We start from the raw sequence: 14,781 nt of genomic DNA on the forward strand, positions 1-14,781 counted from the left end.
TCCACACGTGTCTGGACTGTTGGCCGGCAAGCGGCTGCTCGTCACCGGCGTCATCACCGACCAGTCGATCGCCTTCTCGGTGGCGCGGCTCGCGCAGCAGAACGGCGCGCAGGTCGTGCTGACCGGCTTCGGCCGGTTGTCGCTGGTCGAGCGGTTCGCCAAGCGGCTGCCGGAGCCCGCGCCGGTGATCGAGCTGGACGTCACCAACGCCGACCACCTGGCCGGTCTGGCCGACAAGGTCCGCGAGCACGTCGACGGGCTGGACGGGGTGGTGCACTCGATCGGGTTCGCGCCACAGAGCTGCCTCGGCGGTGGTTTCCTGGACGCGCCGTGGGAGGACGTGGCCACCGCGGTGCACGTCTCGACGTACTCCTACAAGTCGCTGGCGATGGCCGCGCTGCCGCTGATGGGGGCCGGTTCGTCGGTGGTCGGGCTGACCTTCGACGCGACCAAGGCGTGGCCGGTCTACGACTGGATGGGCGTGGCCAAGGCCGGGCTGGAGTCCGCGTCCCGCTACCTGGCGCTGCACCTGGGTCCGAAGGGCATTCGCAGCAACCTGGTCTCGGCCGGACCGCTGCGTACGATGGCCGCCCGGTCGATTCCCGGGTTCGAGCAGTTCGAGCAGACCTGGACCGACCGGGCGCCGCTCGGCTGGAGCCTGACCGACCAGGAACCGGCCGCCCGCGCCTGCCTGGCCCTGCTCTCCGACTGGTTCCCGGCCACCACCGGCGAGATCATCCACGTCGACGGCGGCTACCACGCCCTCGGTGCCTGACCCCGACGTCGAGCGGTGCCACCGGTGCCGGCGGCGCCGGTGGGGCAGGTAACAGGCGGCCGGCGGTGAGGCCGGCCGGCCGGGCGGGAAGAATGGGAACCATGTCGTACGAAGCAGTGGTGCTGGTCTCGTTCGGTGGCCCGGAGCGACCCGAGGACGTGTTGCCGTTCCTGGCCAACGTCACCCGGGGCCGGGGCGTGCCGCCCGAGCGGCTGGCCGAGGTGGCCGAGCACTACCAGCACTTCGGCGGCGTGTCGCCGATCAACCAGCAGAACCGGGACCTGCTCGCCGCCCTCGGCGCGGACTTCGCCGCGAACGGCTTGGACCTGCCGATCTACTGGGGCAACCGGAACTGGCACCCGATGCTGGCCGACACGGTCGGCCGGATGCGTGACGACGGGGTGCGCTCCGCGCTGGCCTTCGTCACCAGCGCGTACGGCGGTTACTCCTCCTGCCGGCAGTACCAGGAGGACATCGCCGCCGCCCGGGCCGCCGTCGGCGCGGACGCGCCGGTGATCGACAAGATCCGGCAGTTCTGGGACCACCCGGGCTTCGTCGAGCCGCACGCCGACGCCGTACGCCACGCGGCGGCGACCCTGGACCCGGCCCGGCGGTCCACCACCCGGCTGGTCTTCACCGCCCACTCGATCCCCACCTCGATGGCCGCCACCGCCGGTCCCACCGGCGGTCGGTACGAGGCGCAACTGCGCGAGACGGCCCGCCTGGTGGCCGCGGCGGCGGCCCCCGACCTGCCGTACGACCTGGTGTGGCAGAGCCGGTCCGGCCCGCCGCAGGTGCCCTGGCTGGAGCCGGACGTCAACGACCACCTGACCGCGCTCGCCGCCGACGGGGTGACCTCGGTCGTGGTCAGCCCGATCGGCTTCGTCTCGGACCACCTGGAGGTGGTCTGGGACCTGGACAACGAGGCGGCCGACACGGCGAAGCGGCTGGGCCTGGACTTCGTCCGGGCCGGTACGCCGGGCACCGACCCGCGGTTCGTGTCGATGATCCGGGAGTTGGTCACCGAGCGGCTCAACCCGGCCGACACGCGCCCGCAACCCGGGCTGGGTAGCCTCCCAGTCTGGGACACCTGCCCGGCGGACTGCTGCCCGCCGCCCCGCCGCCGCCCCTGACCCGCCGCTGCCCCTGACCCGACGCCGCCCACGACCCCGCCCCCGGCGAGGAGATGTTCAGATGAGAGACCGGAAACCGGTCGAGAGTTGGCTCACCGACATGGACGGTGTGCTGGTGCACGAGGGGCAGCCGGTGCCCGGCGCGCCCGAGTTCGTCAACCGCCTGCGCGGTTCCGGCAAGCCGTTCCTGGTGCTGACCAACAACTCGATCTACACCCCGCGCGACCTGCGGGCCCGGCTCACCCGGATGGGCTTCGAGGTGCCCGAGCACGCCATCTGGACGGCCGCGCTGGCCACCGCCCAGTTCCTGTCCGACCAGCGGCCGGGCGGCACCGCGTACGTGATCGGCGAGGCCGGCCTGACCACCGCGATGCACGCCGTCGGCTACATCCTGACCGACTACTCGCCGGACTACGTGGTGCTGGGCGAGACCCGCACCTACAGCTTCGAGGCGATCACCAAGGCGGTCCGGCTGATCGACGACGGCGCCCGGTTCATCTGCACCAATCCGGACCCGACCGGCCCGTCGGCCGAGGGGGCGTTGCCGGCGGCCGGTTCGGTGGCCGCGATGATCTCCAAGGCGACCGGGGTGGAGCCGTACTTCGTCGGCAAGCCCAACCCGATGATGATGCGCTCGGCGCTGAACACCATCGAGGCGCACTCGGAGACCACGGCGATGATCGGCGACCGGATGGACACCGACATCCTCTGCGGCCTGGAGGCCGGGCTGGAGACCGTGCTGGTGCTCACCGGCATCAGCACCCGTACCGAGGCCGAGCGGTACCCGTACCGGCCGTCGCGGATCGTCGACTCGGTGGCCGACCTGATCGACGAGATCTGACCCGTCCGGCCGGTGGGCCCGCCGGACCGGGCGGTCGGCCGCGACCGGGTCGGGCGGTCCAGAATCCGGGCGGTCGGCACCGTCAGGTGGGACAACACCCGGGACCGGCGGTTCAGGGACGAATCGGGGCGTTGCAGGCGGCGACCAGGGCCCGCCGGCAGGCTGCGGTGAGCGGGCGCAGGGCCGCGTCCCGCTGCTGCGCCTCGTAGGTGTTCACCGCGCCGCCCGGTGCCGCGTGCTCGGCCAGCGCCAGCACCTGGTCCAGGACGCTGGCCCGGGCGAACAGCCGCCGGGCCCGCGGGTCGAACCCGGGCGGCAGGTCGGTCGAGCCGTCCGGACGGCGCAGCGCGGCCAGCGCGCCGGCCAGCTCCGGCCGCCAGGCCGCGACGTCGAGCCGGGTCAGCGCGGCCGTCGCCTCGGCCAGCGCGGTGGCCAGTTCGGCCTCCGCCTCGGCCGCGCCCGGGTCGAGGTAGGCGCCGCGCCGCTCGGGCAGCGGGTAGACCGTCCACAGCACCGTCTCGAAGGTGTCCCCGGAACCGGACGTGTGGCTGCGTACCTCGGGCACCAGCCCCAGGTCGCCGGCCAGCACGGCCTCGCCGGCCAGCAGCGCCGCGCCGGCGAACGGACCCGGGCCGGGCAGGCCGCGCGGGTCGCCCGGGGCGGGCAGACTGAGCCGGACGTCGTCTGGCGTGATCTTGGACAGGGTGGGGAGGGCCTCGCGCAGCGGGACGTCGGTCCAGGTGCCCGGTGCGTCGGCGACCAGATGCTCCTCGTCGCCGGCGATCTGCTCGGCCACCTCGTCGTACGGCACCAGCCCGGCACGCCACGCGCGCACCCAGGTCACGAACCGGCTCGACCGGCGGGGAGCGAGGGTCACGGCGCCCACTGCTGGGAACATGCAGGCAAGAGTACGTGGTCCCCGCGGCCGTGTCTCGACCCCGGACCGAAGCGGCGCGCCACCGTGCCCGGGACGCCCCGACGCACTAACGTCGGCCGGATGGGGAGATACGGCAACGACGTGCTGGCCGGCGACTGGCGGCGGCGCAAGGTGACGCCGACGGTCGACGCCGAGATCGACCTGGTGGTGGAGGACGCCGACTCCGGTTTCTGCGGCGCGGTCGTCGGGTTCGAGGCCGGTGCGGTGGTGCTGGAGGACCGGCACGGCCGGCGGCGCAACTTCCCGCTGCTGCCGGCGGCCTTCCTGCTCGACGGCGAGCCGGTGACCCTGCGCCGGCCGGCGCCGACCGCGGCCCCGGCGGCCCGCCGACGGACCGCCTCCGGGTCGATCGCCGTCGACGGGGTACCCGCCCAGGTGGCCAAGGCCAGCCGGATCTGGGTGGAGGGCGTGCACGACGCCGCCCTGGTGGAGCGCATCTGGGGCGACGACCTGCGGATCGAGGGCGTGGTGGTGCAGCCGCTGAACGGCATCGACGAACTGGCCGGCGAGGTGCGTGACTTCGCGCCCGGGCCGACCCGCCGGCTCGGCGTGCTGGTGGACCACCTGGTGCCCGGCTCCAAGGAGAGCCGCCTCGTCGCCGCCGTCACCTCGCCGTACGTGCTGGTGACCGGCCATCCGTACGTGGACGTCTGGCAGGCGGTGAAGCCGGCCGCGCTGGGCATCCGGGCGTGGCCGGTGGTCCCGCCGGGACGGCCGTGGAAGGAGGGCGTCTGCGCGGCCCTCGGCGTCGACGAGCCGGCCGTGCTGTGGCGGCACATCCTGTCCAAGGTGGACAGCTTCGCGGACGTCGAGACGCCGCTCATCAACGCCGTGGAACGGCTGATCGACTTCGTGACCACCACACCGGACGTCGGCTGACCGGCCTCACTCGACCCGGTCGGGGTCGCGGGTGAGGACGAAGGTGGCGACGTCGAGGGTGTCCACGGTACCGGCCGCGTCGCGGCGGACGGTGAGGATCTCGCCCCGGTTCTGGCCGGCCCGACCGCGCCACCGGTCGGTGCCCTCGCGGACGAACCGCCACGGCACGCCGCGCGCCGGGCGGAGCAGGGTGAAGACCAGTTCCTCGGTGTCCGGGTCCCACTCGGTCTCGTACTCCCGGCCCATCCACCACCAGCGGCCGGCCAGCTCGGCGGCGTCGGCCGGCAGCCCGTCGACCGGACGCCAGGGTCGCACGGCCGGCGGCGGTTCGGTGTCCAGCACGGTGTCCAGCAGGCGTACGCCCAGGCCGCCGAGGTGGCCGGCGCGGAACCCGTACGCGTTGGCGAAGCCGACCACGCCGGTGCGCGACGGCCGGTGCACGCTGACGGTGGCGACGTAGCCGGGCATCGAGCCGCCGTGGCCGACGTAGATCCGCTCGCCGGAGCGGGCCAGCTCCACGCCGAGTCCGTGCCCGCCGGTCCAGGTGTCGTTGATCGCCACCGGGACGGTCATCTCGGTGAGCGTCTCCGGCCGCAGCACCGCCGGGTCCGGGTCGGCCAGGAAGGCCGCCCAGGCGGCCAGGTCGGCCGTGGTCGACCAGAGCTGCCCGGCGGGGGCCATCGCGCCGGTGTCGGTGCGCGGCTCCTCGCGCAGCGTCCCGCGCCACGGGTGTACGACGTAACCGCGGGCGAACGGCTCCTCGGCCTGGTACGTGGTGCGGCGCATGCCCAGCGGTGCCAGCAGCCGGGTCCGGACCTGGTCCCACCACGCCTCGCCGACCAGCCTCTCCAGTACCCCGCCGAGCAGCCCGAAGCCCAGATTGGAGTAGTGGTACGTGAAGTGCGGCGGGTGGGCCAGCTTCTCCGGGCCCAGCCCGGCGAGCAGGGTCGGCAGGTCGGCGCCCGCGCTGCGTTCCCACCAGTCACCGTCGGGTTCCCGCTGCAGGCCGGAGGCGTGGCCGAGGAGCTGGCGCAGGGTCACCGCGCCGACCGGCGTGCCGGGCAGGTGCCGTTCCAGCGGGTCGTCGAGGTGCAGCCGTCCCTCGTCGCGCAGCCGCAGCACCAGGACCGCGGTCATCGTCTTGCTGATCGAACCGATCCGGTACTGGATGTCCGGGTCCGGCGCCGGGTGGACACCGGCACCGGCCACGTGCACCAGGGCGCCGTCGCGGACCACGCCGGTGATCAGGGAGGGCACCCGTCCGGCCGACTGGGCGTCGGTCACCAGGGCGTCGATCCGGCGTACGGTCTCCGGCAGCAGCGACACGGTCGTGGGTCTCCTCGGGCACGGGATCCGGCAACGGGCTATCGCACTCTACCGACAAAGGTGATCTTCGCGGTCGCACCCACGTGCGCGGACGTGACACTATCTGTATATGGAACCGGTGCTGTGGATCGTCCTGGGCGTCGTGCTGGCCGTCGCCGAGATCTTCACGACCACGCTGTTCCTGATCATGTTCGCGGTCGGGGCCCTCGCCGCGGCCGGCGCGGCCGCGCTGGGCGCCCCGATCGCCCTGCAGGCCCTGGTGTTCGCCCTGGTCTCCGCGCTGACCGTGGTGGCCGTCCGACCGACCATCAAGAAGCACCTCGAGTCCGCGACCGACGACCACGGCACACCGATCGGGGTGGCGGCCATCGAAGGCGCCGACGCGTTGGTGCTGGACCGGGTGGACGCCGACGGCGGCCAGATCAAGATCGACGGCGAGCTCTGGACCGCCCGCGCGTACGACGGGACCCAGGTCTTCGAGCCCGGCGAACGGGTCCGGGTGATCGAGGTCAGAGGCGTGACCGCCATGGTCTGGCGGGACGAGCCGACATCCAGCGGACTGCCCGAATAGAAACCACCGGAAATGAGAAGGTGACCTGTATGGGGACTGCGATCGCGGTGCTGCTCGGCGCCGTGGCCCTGATAGTGGCGATAACCCTGATCCGCGCGGTGCGGATCGTCCCGCAGCAACGGCAGGACGTGGTCGAGCGACTCGGCCGTTACAAGCGCACCCTGAACCCGGGACTCAACCTGCTGGTGCCGTTCGTCGACGCGGTGCGCACCAAGGTCGACATGCGGGAGCAGGTGGTCAGCTTCCCGCCGCAGCCGGTGATCACCTCGGACAACCTGGTCGTCTCGATCGACACCGTGCTCTACTTCAAGGTTGTCGACTCGGTCCGGGCCACCTACGAGATCTCCAACTTCCTCCAGGCCATCGAGCAGTTGACCGTCACCACCCTGCGGAACGTGATCGGCTCGCTGGACCTGGAGCGGGCGCTGACCAGCCGGGAGGAGATCAACCGGCACCTGTCCGGGGTGCTCGACGAGACCACCGGCCGGTGGGGCATCAAGGTCACCCGGGTGGAGATCAAGGCCATCGAGCCGCCGCCCAGCATCCGCGACTCGATGGAGAAGCAGATGCGCGCCGAGCGCGACCGGCGGGCGGCCATCCTCAACGCGGAGGGGCACAAGCAGTCGCAGATCCTCTCCGCCGAGGGTGAGAAGCAGGCCGCCGTGCTGCGCGCCGACGGTGACCGCCAGGCCCGGATCCTGCAGGCCGAGGGTCAGGCCAAGGCGATCCGTACCGTCTTCGACGCGATCCACCAGGCCAACCCGAGCCAGAAGGTGCTCGCCTACCAGTACCTGCAAGCGCTGCCGCAGATCGCCAACGGCCAGGCCAACAAGGTCTGGATCGTGCCGACGGAGCTGACCAAGGCCCTGGAGGGCCTGGGTGGCGCGCTGGGCGGCCTGGGCAACATGGTCGGTGACGCGCCGTCGGCGGCGGTGGACGCCGGCGCCGTCGAGCGGGAGGCGGCCGAGGCGGCCGAGGCCGCTGCCGCCGCCGCGCAGGAGGTGCACAACGAGGTACGTGCCGCCGAGGCGCAGGCCAGCGGCTCGGACAAGAAGTCGCAGGAGTTGACCCAGGGCGATCCGGTCCCGCCATCCGCCGTGCTGGGGGACGACGATCCGGAGCGCACCGCGGTCCTGCGGACCACCGACCCGGACCGCACCGAACGCCTGCACTGATCCGGCCCGGCGGCCCTCCCGGCCGCGCCGAGGTGAGAAAAACTCGGCAAACCGCCGCGCGACGCCCCGGCCCCTGACACGATCGGCTGTGACGGCCCGATCTCAGATCAGGCGCCGGGGCGTCGCCGTCCGTCCGGACGGGTCGGGGGGCCGCCCGGCCGGACGGCGACCGCCGAATCAGCGTGGGCAGGACAGTTCGTCCGGCGCGGCGGTTCCCACGAACAGTCGCCAGTCGGCCCTGGTCAGGTCGCGCCCGGCCACGTCGCAGGCGGCGCGGGTCCAGTCCGCCGGATCGACGCTCCAGCGCAGCACCTCGCCGGAGTCGGTCGCGGTGACGAACTCCCGCCCGCCCGGGTCCGCGACCGCGCCGGTGGCTCCCCAGGGCGCCAGCCCGGTGGAGCGGCCCGGCAGCGGCAGCGCGACCCGGCCGAGTTCGTCGCCCGAGCGGACGTCGACGAAGACCAGGGTGCCCTGACCGGTGAGCCGGACGGCGAGACCGTCCGGGGAGCCGGCGAGAATGTCGGTGTAGGCGGCACCCGGACCGACCAGCCGGTCCGGCTCCCGGCCGGTCCGCCAGACCGCCAGCAGGCCGTCCGCACCGCCGACGAGCAGGTTGTCGCCGGCGTAACCGACCGCCCGGGCGTTCGACCCGGCTAGTTGGCGAACGTCGTCGGTACCGACGGAGACGACCCGGACGGTGCCGTCCGGTGCGACGACCGCGGCGCTGCGTCCGTCGGGGCTCACCGCCGCGGTGTTGGCGCGCCGCTCCGGCGGCAGTCTGCCCGGCCCGGGAACGCTCCACCGGACCGTCCCGGTGGCCGGATCGCGCCACTGGACGCCGCCGTCGGCGGTCACCACGACCAGCCGCCCTCCGTCGGGGGAGAGGCCGACCGCCCGTACGCCCGGCGGTGCCGGCTGCGTCCACGTCGGCCGGTCGGGCCAGCCGGTCGGCGGCCCGTCGGAGAGCACAAGCAGCCGTTCGGCGGACAACCAGACCGGGATCCCGGAGTAGGCGTCGAGATCCGCCTCCGTCGGCCGCGCTGGTCCGTCGAGCTGTTCGATCCGTAGGTGTCCCTCGCTGAGCACGGCGAGGCGGTGGCCGTCGGGTGCGACGGCCAGCTGCGGCACCGGCCCGGCGTTGCTGGTGTCCGGCGCGTCGGTAGGCGGTCCGGCGAGCATCCGGGACACCTGGTCGAAGTCCCACAGGACCAGCGTGCTGCCGGCGGCCGTGGCGGTGACCAGTCGGTGCGTGCCGAGGAAGGCCATGGCCCGGGTGCCGGACGTGCCGGGCAGTCGTTTGACGCCGCCGTCGGTCAGATAGGCGTACAGGGCCTCGCCACCGGCGGCCGCGACGGCCCGACCGTCCGTGGCGACGGCGAACCGGTCCGGTTCCTCGATCGGGATCGCCGCCGGTTCGGCCGGGGACCGGGGCTGCCCGGCGCCGTCCGGTCCGGCGGGGTGGGCGGTCAGCCAGACCTGACCGTACTTGGCCCAGGCGAAGTAGCTCGTGTCGGGGGAGTAGCCGCAGCAGTAGTACTGGTCGGCCGGGGTCACCTGCTCGTCGGACCCCTCCCGGCGGGCGAAGTCGGCGGCGTCGAGGCGGGCCCATGCCCCGGTGCCGTCGGCCAGGGCCACCGTACGGTCGTCCGGCAGGCCGACCGCCGCCCAACCGGCATCCAGCCGGTGCCGGCGCAGTTCCTTACCGGTGCCCGGGTCGAAGAGGATCAGCGGATCACCGGCCTGCCCGCCGACGACCGCGGCGGTGCGGCCCGAGGGTGACACGGCGACCGCGGCGACCCGACCCGCGAACACGGCCCGCGGCGGGTCGCCGGGGTGCCAGACGTACAGTTTCGTCCCGTCGCTGGCGACGACCCGGTCGCCGGCGTCGTCCGCGGCGAGCGCCGTGATCCCCCGATCGGCGGCCCGGACGCTGATCACCGCGTCGGCCGGTGACGCACCGCCGGCGTCGGCGGTCGGTGTGCCGGTGGCACCGGCCGCCGGTCGGCCGGTCGGTGTGCCGGCTGTCGGCTGGCCGACTGGTGGTCCCGTGCCGGCGCCGGGCGGCGCGTCCCACCGCAGCAGCCGCCCGTCGTCGCTCCCGGCGAAGACCGACCGGCCGTCACCCGACGCCGCGAGCGCTGCCACCGTCGCGGGCAGCGGTTGGAACCGCCGCAGGTACGGGCTCGCCGCCGTCACCTGGAACAGCGCGGACCGGGTCTGCGCGTCCTGGTCCATCCGGTACGCCTCGGCGGCCAACAGCGCCGCGACGTCCAGGTGGGTGTCGATGTTCGCCACCGCCGTGGCTGCCAGCGCCCGAGCCGTCGCCAGCCGAGCCTGGCGGATGGCGTTGTCCCGTTGGCGTACCGCGACGCTGGCCGCGACACCGGCGGCGACGGCCAGTACGACCAGCGCGGTGACCGCCCCGACCACGGCCCGGACGGTCCGCCGGCGCTGCCGGATGTGCTCGCCGACCAGGAGGTCCTTCGGCACCCCGCGCACGGCGCAGGCCAGGTCGGCCACGCAGTCGATCAGCCGTGGGTTGGCCGGTTCGACCTGTTCGGCGTCGCGCAGCCAGCGCAGGTCCACCCACCGCGGCTCCTCGCCGAGCCGGGTCCGCAACGACGGTGGCAAGGCCGTGGTGCGGTCCGGGTCGAACCGGCCGCTGTCGGCGTCCCAGGCGAGTTCACCGTCGGTGAGCACGATCAGCAGGCGGTCCGCCGGTCGGTTCGCCAACCACCAGCGCACCTCCCGGTCGACCCAGACCGACGCGGCCGCCTCCGGCGAGGCCATCAGGATCAGCCACCGTGAGGCGGCCAGGGCGGCCTCGATGGAGGGCCAGAGGCCCGCGTTCGCCGTCAGGTTGGCGTCGTCCCGGAACACCCGCAGCGAGCGGGTACGGTGCCAGGGCTTGGCGAAGCGTTCCAGTTCCCGTTGCAGGGTGGGCGCCAGCCGACCGTCCAGGGCGTGGCTGTAGGAGATGAAGGCGTCGAAACCGGTGGCCGGCGTCCGATGCGGCGCCGCCGGCCACCGACCTAACAGAGGTGTCCGCACCCGTCCATGGTATGGGCCCTCGTCTATTCTTCCAGCCGGCCCGGTTCGGGCGGCCGGTCGAATCGGTGAACCGGCCGTGCCCGGTCACCACATCTGCCACCATCAGAAATGAGACCGATTCCGATCAGCCGGATCCGGTCGGCGGCCTCTGAGACTCATCGAAAGCCGAACCCGGCCGGAAGAGAGGTGGCGTGATGACCGATTCCGATGGCGCCGCACGGGGGCCGGCACCGACCGGGGCGAGCCGATCCGCCCTGGCCCGACCGGTACGGGTGATCGGCCGGGTGGGGATCAACCTGTTGCCGTTCTTCGACGAGTCCGAGCCGGCGAAGCCGGCCACCAACGCGAGCTGGGCCTGGTCCCTGCGCCGCTTCGCCCGGGCCGCCGTGTGGCTGTTGCCCGGTTATGCCGCCCTCTACATCATCGTCACCTTCGGCGGCACCAGCCTCGCCACCATCGCCACGGTCGGCGGGTCGGTGCGGTTCTTCGGTCTGCTGCTGGCCAACTGGCTGGGGATGCTCGCGCTGCTGTCGCTGGCCTGCCTGCTGGCCACCGCCCGCAGCCGGCAGCAGGCCACCGCCGGGGCGTTGATCGCGCTGTTCGGCACGTTGCTGATGCCGCTGTCCGGGGTCGGCGTCGACGCGACCGGCTACGCCGGCCACGCCCGGGTGCTGGCCCTGGTCGGCGGCGCGGTCTTCAGCGTCGGGTTGCTGTTCAGCGGGCTCGCCGTGGTCCGCTCCGAGGTGTTCGGTCCGACCGACGGCACGTTGCTGATGATCGCCGCACCGATGCTGGGCCTGGGCGGCCTGCTGCTGCCGGTGCTGCGGACCGTCGGCGCGCTGCTGGTGCTGGCGGCCGGGGTGGGCATCGCCTGGAAGACCGGCCGGCTGTTGCCCCGACCCACCCCGACCCTGGGCGGCGACGCGCCGGCCCGTACCGCGGCGTCGGCGGCCACCGCCGCGGTCTCGTCGGCCGCGACCGCGGCGGTCGCCGCGACCACGCCGAAGATCACTCCCGGCGTCGCCACCGGCGGCACCCCCGCCGCCCCGTGAGGCGGGAACCTCAGCGCGCGGCGGCGTCCCAGTCGATGACGTAGCGCTGCTCGGGGCCGAGCGTCTTCTCCGGCTTCATCGCGGTCCGGACCAGCAACGGCATCATGATCGGCATCAGGGTCCGGGCCACCGGGCCGGGGGCCTTCGCGTTGTTGATCCGCGCCGCGCGGGCCGCGATCCGCTCCACCCGCGCCCGCCGCAACCGCTCGAAGGCGGCGAACGCCGACGGTACGTCCGGCAGGTCGCGCAGGCAGCGGGCCACCTGTACGGCGCTCTCGATCGCCAGCGACGCGCCCTGGCCGGAGCTGTTCGACGGCGCGTGCGCCGAGTCGCCGACCAACACCATCCGACCCCGCCACCAGTGCGGCACCGGCGGCATGATGTGCAGCGCGCCGACCGACCGCACCGATTCGACGTCGCTGGTGTCCGCCAGGTCCCGCCCCGGTTCGTCGTCGCCGTAGGCGGTGCGCAGCGTACGCAGCCACTGCTCGCGGGGCACCTCGCGCGCCTCGGTGAAGCTCATCGGCCGGTCGCGCGGCAGGTTGGCGCCCCATCGGGTGCCGCCACCGGGTTCGCGCCAGAACAGGTAGTAGGCGTTGCGGCCGAAGGCGAACGTCATGGTGCCGGGCTCGACGTCCACCTCGTGCCGGGCCAGTGCCTCGAAGCCGAGCATTCCGGTGTACCTCGGGCCGGGGGCGGCCGGGTCGATGAGTCGCCGTACGGTCGAGTGGACGCCGTCGGCGCCGATCAGGACGTCCGCGTGTGCGGTGCTGCCGTCGGCGAAGCTCGCGGTGACCCCGTCCGCGGTCTCCCGCGCGCCGACCAGCCGCTTGCCGTACGCGAAGGGGACGCCGTCGGCGACGGCCCGGTCGTGCAGGATCCGGTGGAGGGCGGCGCGGTGAACCACCCGCAACGGCGGCGCGTCGGTCAGGCCGGGCATCTCGATCCGGCGGGTCCAGACCAGCATCACCGTCTGGTGGATCGGGGTGGCGATCGCGGCCACCGCCTCGTCGGCACCGACGTGCCGCAGCGCGGCGACCCCGTTCGGCGCGAGCGCGAGCGTCCCGCCGATGCCGTCGGTGCTGCCCGGGTACGCCTCGTGGACGGTGGCCGTGATGCCGGCCCGGCGCAGTGCCATCGCGGTCACCGGGCCGGCGATTCCGCCGCCGACCACGATCGCCGTCTTTACCTTGGACATTGTCGTTCTCCCTGGGGTGCGGTTGCGGTACGTGCCGAACCGACCTGGGAGGGACCCCGGCTATCCTCGTGGTTGCGGCCTCGGGCCGGACGCCTTCCCAGGTGTGGTTCGAGGTGTGGCCCCGGTGTGGTGTTGGCGCACCGCGCCGGGGCCGTCCTTCACTCGGTGGAAAGCCCTCTCTCCGCGAGTGCGGTCAGCTCCGGCGGCAGCTCGCCGGTTTCGTGGACGGTCCGCCAGATGTCCAGCCCCGGGTAGCTGCCCGAGGTGAGCTCGGCGAGCAGCGCGCGGATCCAGGCCGCCTCCGCCTCCCGTAGGGCCAGGTCGTACTCCGACTCGACCAGGAACAGCCGCGGGACCTGCCGGGTGTGCTCGGCGAGTGCGGCCCGGTCGGCGACGATCTGCTCGGCCAGCCGGTCCAGTCGCTGCCGCAACAGGTCGGTCGCCTCGTCCGGGTGCAGCACCGCGAGCACCGACAGGCCGGCGCGGAACCGCGGGCGCTCGGGCATCGGGGTGGAAACCAACTCGCGGGCCCAGTCGATCAGCTCCGCGCGACCGGGTTCGGTGATCCGGTAGACCGTGCGCTCGGGCCGCCGGCCCTCGCGCACGCTCTCCATCGCCTCGATCAGGCCGTGCTTGTCCAGGTTGCGGACCACCGTGTAGAAGGACCCCCACTTGAGGTCCATGTCCTGGTCCTTGCCCCAGGACCGCAGGGCCGTGGCGATCTCGTACGGATGCATGGGGCGCTGGGCGAGCGCGGACAGCACGGCCAGCGCCAGCAGATTGCCGACCTTGCGTCGCTTGGCCATCCCGGAACACCGTCCTCGCTAACGATTACTCGTGAACGAGCATATGGTGGCGAGTACCATCTGGCAAGTGACCGGCGAGGAGAGGTCAGTGATCGGGTTGCGCCCGGCCACCACGGCGGACAGCGAGTTCTGCTACCGGTTGCACCGTGCGGCGATGCGGGATCACGTCGCGGCGGTCTGGGGCTGGGACGAGGCCGAGCAGCGCGGCTTCCATGAGCGGCAGTTCGACCCGACCCGGACGATGATCGTCACCGTCGGCGGGCGGGACGCCGGCGCGCTGACGGTGGAGTACCGGCCCACCGAGATCTATCTGGCCCGGATCGAGCTCGCCCTGAAGCACCAGGGCCGGGGCATCGGCACCCGGCTGATCCGGCAGCTCCTCGCCGAGGGCGCGGCCCGCCGGCAATCGGTGCTGCTCGACGTGTTGGCGATCAACCACCGGGCCTACGCCCTGTACGAACGGTTGGGCTTCCGGGTTGTCGCCCGGCACGGCGACAACGACGTCAAGATCCGCATGTGCGCCGATCCCGCCGACGGTCCGTCATAGGGCGATGACCCGCGGAGCTCCGTCCAGATCTTCTTGCTGCCGGGCGACCGAGCTGGGAACGCGACGTCGGACCTCATGCGTACGGTTGGGCCCATGGTCACCGTTGCCGACGTCCGGGCGCTGGCCCGGACACTGCCACGAAGCAGTGAGCACCTGATCCGGGACCGGGTCAAGTTCCGGGTCGGTTCCATCGTGTACGTCGCGTTCTCCCGCGATGAGGAAACGATGGGCTTCGGGTATCCGAAGGAGCAGCGCGACGGGCTCATCGCCGGCGAGCCGGACCTGTTCTTCCTGCCCGGCGTGTCCGACCAGCGCTTCAACTGGGTGTGTTGCCACGTCGCCCGGCTCGACCACGGGTACATGACCGAGCTGGTGACGGAGGCGTGGCGCATGGTCGTGCCCAAGTTCCTCGCCCGGCAGCGACTCGGCAGTTGACAGAGTTCGTGTCGGTGTCACGCCTGATGCCGAAGGCACAACATTGAACCTTTTT

At 73.1% G+C, this 14,781-nt stretch carries 14 protein-coding genes; 9 read left to right on the forward strand and 5 right to left on the reverse strand.

What is annotated here, in order from left to right; genetic code table 11:
- Nucleotides 1–7 precede the first annotated feature (7 nt).
- The 3 genes from fabI (at nt 8) to ACFOX0_RS09925 (ending at nt 2,749) form a co-directional block, all read left to right on the forward strand.
- The gene (gene fabI / locus ACFOX0_RS09915) at nt 8–775 is read left to right on the forward strand and encodes an enoyl-ACP reductase FabI (RefSeq protein ID WP_377543851.1); all 768 of its coding nucleotides are present in this window, start codon (nt 8–10) and stop codon (nt 773–775) included.
- A gap of 101 nt (nt 776–876) precedes the next feature.
- Nucleotides 877–1,908 carry a ferrochelatase gene (locus tag ACFOX0_RS09920; protein WP_377543854.1) on the forward strand — a complete coding sequence of 344 codons (1,032 nt, stop codon included), beginning with the start codon at nt 877–879 and terminating at the stop codon, nt 1,906–1,908.
- 61 nt (nt 1,909–1,969) lie between these two features.
- Complete coding sequence (locus ACFOX0_RS09925) at nt 1,970–2,749, forward strand: HAD-IIA family hydrolase (RefSeq protein ID WP_377543857.1); 780 nt, start codon at nt 1,970–1,972, stop codon at nt 2,747–2,749.
- 112 nt (nt 2,750–2,861) lie between these two features.
- Here ACFOX0_RS09925 and ACFOX0_RS09930 read toward each other — a convergent pair whose 3' ends face one another.
- Complete coding sequence (locus ACFOX0_RS09930) at nt 2,862–3,647, reverse strand: hypothetical protein (protein ID WP_377543860.1); 786 nt, start codon at nt 3,645–3,647, stop codon at nt 2,862–2,864.
- 99 nt (nt 3,648–3,746) lie between these two features.
- Here ACFOX0_RS09930 and ACFOX0_RS09935 point away from each other — a divergent pair, with 99 nt between their 5' ends.
- The gene (locus ACFOX0_RS09935) at nt 3,747–4,565 is read left to right on the forward strand and encodes a DUF3097 domain-containing protein (protein WP_377543862.1); all 819 of its coding nucleotides are present in this window, start codon (nt 3,747–3,749) and stop codon (nt 4,563–4,565) included.
- A 6-nt stretch (nt 4,566–4,571) separates the two neighbouring features.
- On the opposite strand, the gene ACFOX0_RS09940 is transcribed toward ACFOX0_RS09935, so the two are convergent.
- Nucleotides 4,572–5,891 (reverse strand): serine hydrolase domain-containing protein, encoded by a 1,320-nt coding sequence (locus tag ACFOX0_RS09940; RefSeq protein ID WP_377543864.1) that lies wholly within the window; start codon nt 5,889–5,891, stop codon nt 4,572–4,574.
- Nucleotides 5,892–6,000: 109 nt separating this feature from the next.
- Between ACFOX0_RS09940 and ACFOX0_RS09945 the strand changes: the two genes are divergently transcribed.
- Both ACFOX0_RS09945 and ACFOX0_RS09950 read left to right on the forward strand, forming a co-directional pair.
- Nucleotides 6,001–6,462: an NfeD family protein gene (locus tag ACFOX0_RS09945; protein WP_377543866.1), complete on the forward strand. Its 462-nt coding sequence runs from the start codon at nt 6,001–6,003 to the stop codon at nt 6,460–6,462.
- Nucleotides 6,463–6,491: 29 nt separating this feature from the next.
- The gene (locus ACFOX0_RS09950) at nt 6,492–7,637 is read left to right on the forward strand and encodes an SPFH domain-containing protein (RefSeq protein WP_377543869.1); all 1,146 of its coding nucleotides are present in this window, start codon (nt 6,492–6,494) and stop codon (nt 7,635–7,637) included.
- Nucleotides 7,638–7,814: 177 nt separating this feature from the next.
- Here ACFOX0_RS09950 and ACFOX0_RS09955 read toward each other — a convergent pair whose 3' ends face one another.
- Entirely contained in the window at nt 7,815–10,688 is a 2,874-nt protein-coding gene (locus tag ACFOX0_RS09955) for a hypothetical protein (RefSeq protein WP_377543871.1), read from the reverse strand.
- A gap of 194 nt (nt 10,689–10,882) precedes the next feature.
- Here ACFOX0_RS09955 and ACFOX0_RS09960 point away from each other — a divergent pair, with 194 nt between their 5' ends.
- A complete protein-coding gene (locus ACFOX0_RS09960) occupies nt 10,883–11,740 on the forward strand; it encodes a hypothetical protein (RefSeq protein ID WP_377543873.1) in 858 nt (285 codons plus the stop codon).
- 10 nt (nt 11,741–11,750) lie between these two features.
- On the opposite strand, the gene ACFOX0_RS09965 is transcribed toward ACFOX0_RS09960, so the two are convergent.
- Nucleotides 11,751–12,938, reverse strand: coding sequence for an FAD-dependent monooxygenase (locus ACFOX0_RS09965; protein WP_377543876.1), 1,188 nt, complete (start codon nt 12,936–12,938; stop codon nt 11,751–11,753).
- A gap of 158 nt (nt 12,939–13,096) precedes the next feature.
- Nucleotides 13,097–13,744, reverse strand: a complete 648-nt coding sequence (locus tag ACFOX0_RS09970; RefSeq protein ID WP_377543878.1) for a PadR family transcriptional regulator — start codon at nt 13,742–13,744, stop codon at nt 13,097–13,099.
- Between the two features lie 67 nt (nt 13,745–13,811).
- On the opposite strand from ACFOX0_RS09970, the gene ACFOX0_RS09975 reads away from it, so the two are divergent.
- Nucleotides 13,812–14,291, forward strand: a complete 480-nt coding sequence (locus ACFOX0_RS09975) for a GNAT family N-acetyltransferase (RefSeq protein ID WP_377543881.1) — start codon at nt 13,812–13,814, stop codon at nt 14,289–14,291.
- Nucleotides 14,292–14,384: 93 nt separating this feature from the next.
- A complete protein-coding gene (locus ACFOX0_RS09980) occupies nt 14,385–14,726 on the forward strand; it encodes an MmcQ/YjbR family DNA-binding protein (RefSeq protein ID WP_377543884.1) in 342 nt (113 codons plus the stop codon).
- Nucleotides 14,727–14,781: the final 55 nt, after the last annotated feature.

The organism is Micromonospora zhanjiangensis, from assembly GCF_042650605.1.
Classification (GTDB): domain Bacteria; phylum Actinomycetota; class Actinomycetes; order Mycobacteriales; family Micromonosporaceae; genus Micromonospora_J; species Micromonospora_J zhanjiangensis.

What these genes read in the sequence shown, in the direction of transcription:
- ACFOX0_RS09960 (WP_377543873.1), top strand. Translation starts at nt 10,883, where the DNA reads ATGACCGATTCCGATGGCGCCGCACGGGGGCCGGCACCGACCGGGGCG.
- ACFOX0_RS09925 (WP_377543857.1), top strand. Translation starts at nt 1,970, where the DNA reads ATGAGAGACCGGAAACCGGTCGAGAGTTGGCTCACCGACATGGACGGT.
- ACFOX0_RS09965 (WP_377543876.1), bottom strand. Translation starts at nt 12,938, where the DNA reads ATGTCCAAGGTAAAGACGGCGATCGTGGTCGGCGGCGGAATCGCCGGC.
- ACFOX0_RS09920 (WP_377543854.1), top strand. Translation starts at nt 877, where the DNA reads ATGTCGTACGAAGCAGTGGTGCTGGTCTCGTTCGGTGGCCCGGAGCGA.
- ACFOX0_RS09950 (WP_377543869.1), top strand. Translation starts at nt 6,492, where the DNA reads ATGGGGACTGCGATCGCGGTGCTGCTCGGCGCCGTGGCCCTGATAGTG.
- ACFOX0_RS09945 (WP_377543866.1), top strand. Translation starts at nt 6,001, where the DNA reads ATGGAACCGGTGCTGTGGATCGTCCTGGGCGTCGTGCTGGCCGTCGCC.
- ACFOX0_RS09930 (WP_377543860.1), bottom strand. Translation starts at nt 3,647, where the DNA reads ATGTTCCCAGCAGTGGGCGCCGTGACCCTCGCTCCCCGCCGGTCGAGC.
- ACFOX0_RS09980 (WP_377543884.1), top strand. Translation starts at nt 14,385, where the DNA reads ATGGTCACCGTTGCCGACGTCCGGGCGCTGGCCCGGACACTGCCACGA.
- ACFOX0_RS09935 (WP_377543862.1), top strand. Translation starts at nt 3,747, where the DNA reads ATGGGGAGATACGGCAACGACGTGCTGGCCGGCGACTGGCGGCGGCGC.
- ACFOX0_RS09970 (WP_377543878.1), bottom strand. Translation starts at nt 13,744, where the DNA reads ATGGCCAAGCGACGCAAGGTCGGCAATCTGCTGGCGCTGGCCGTGCTG.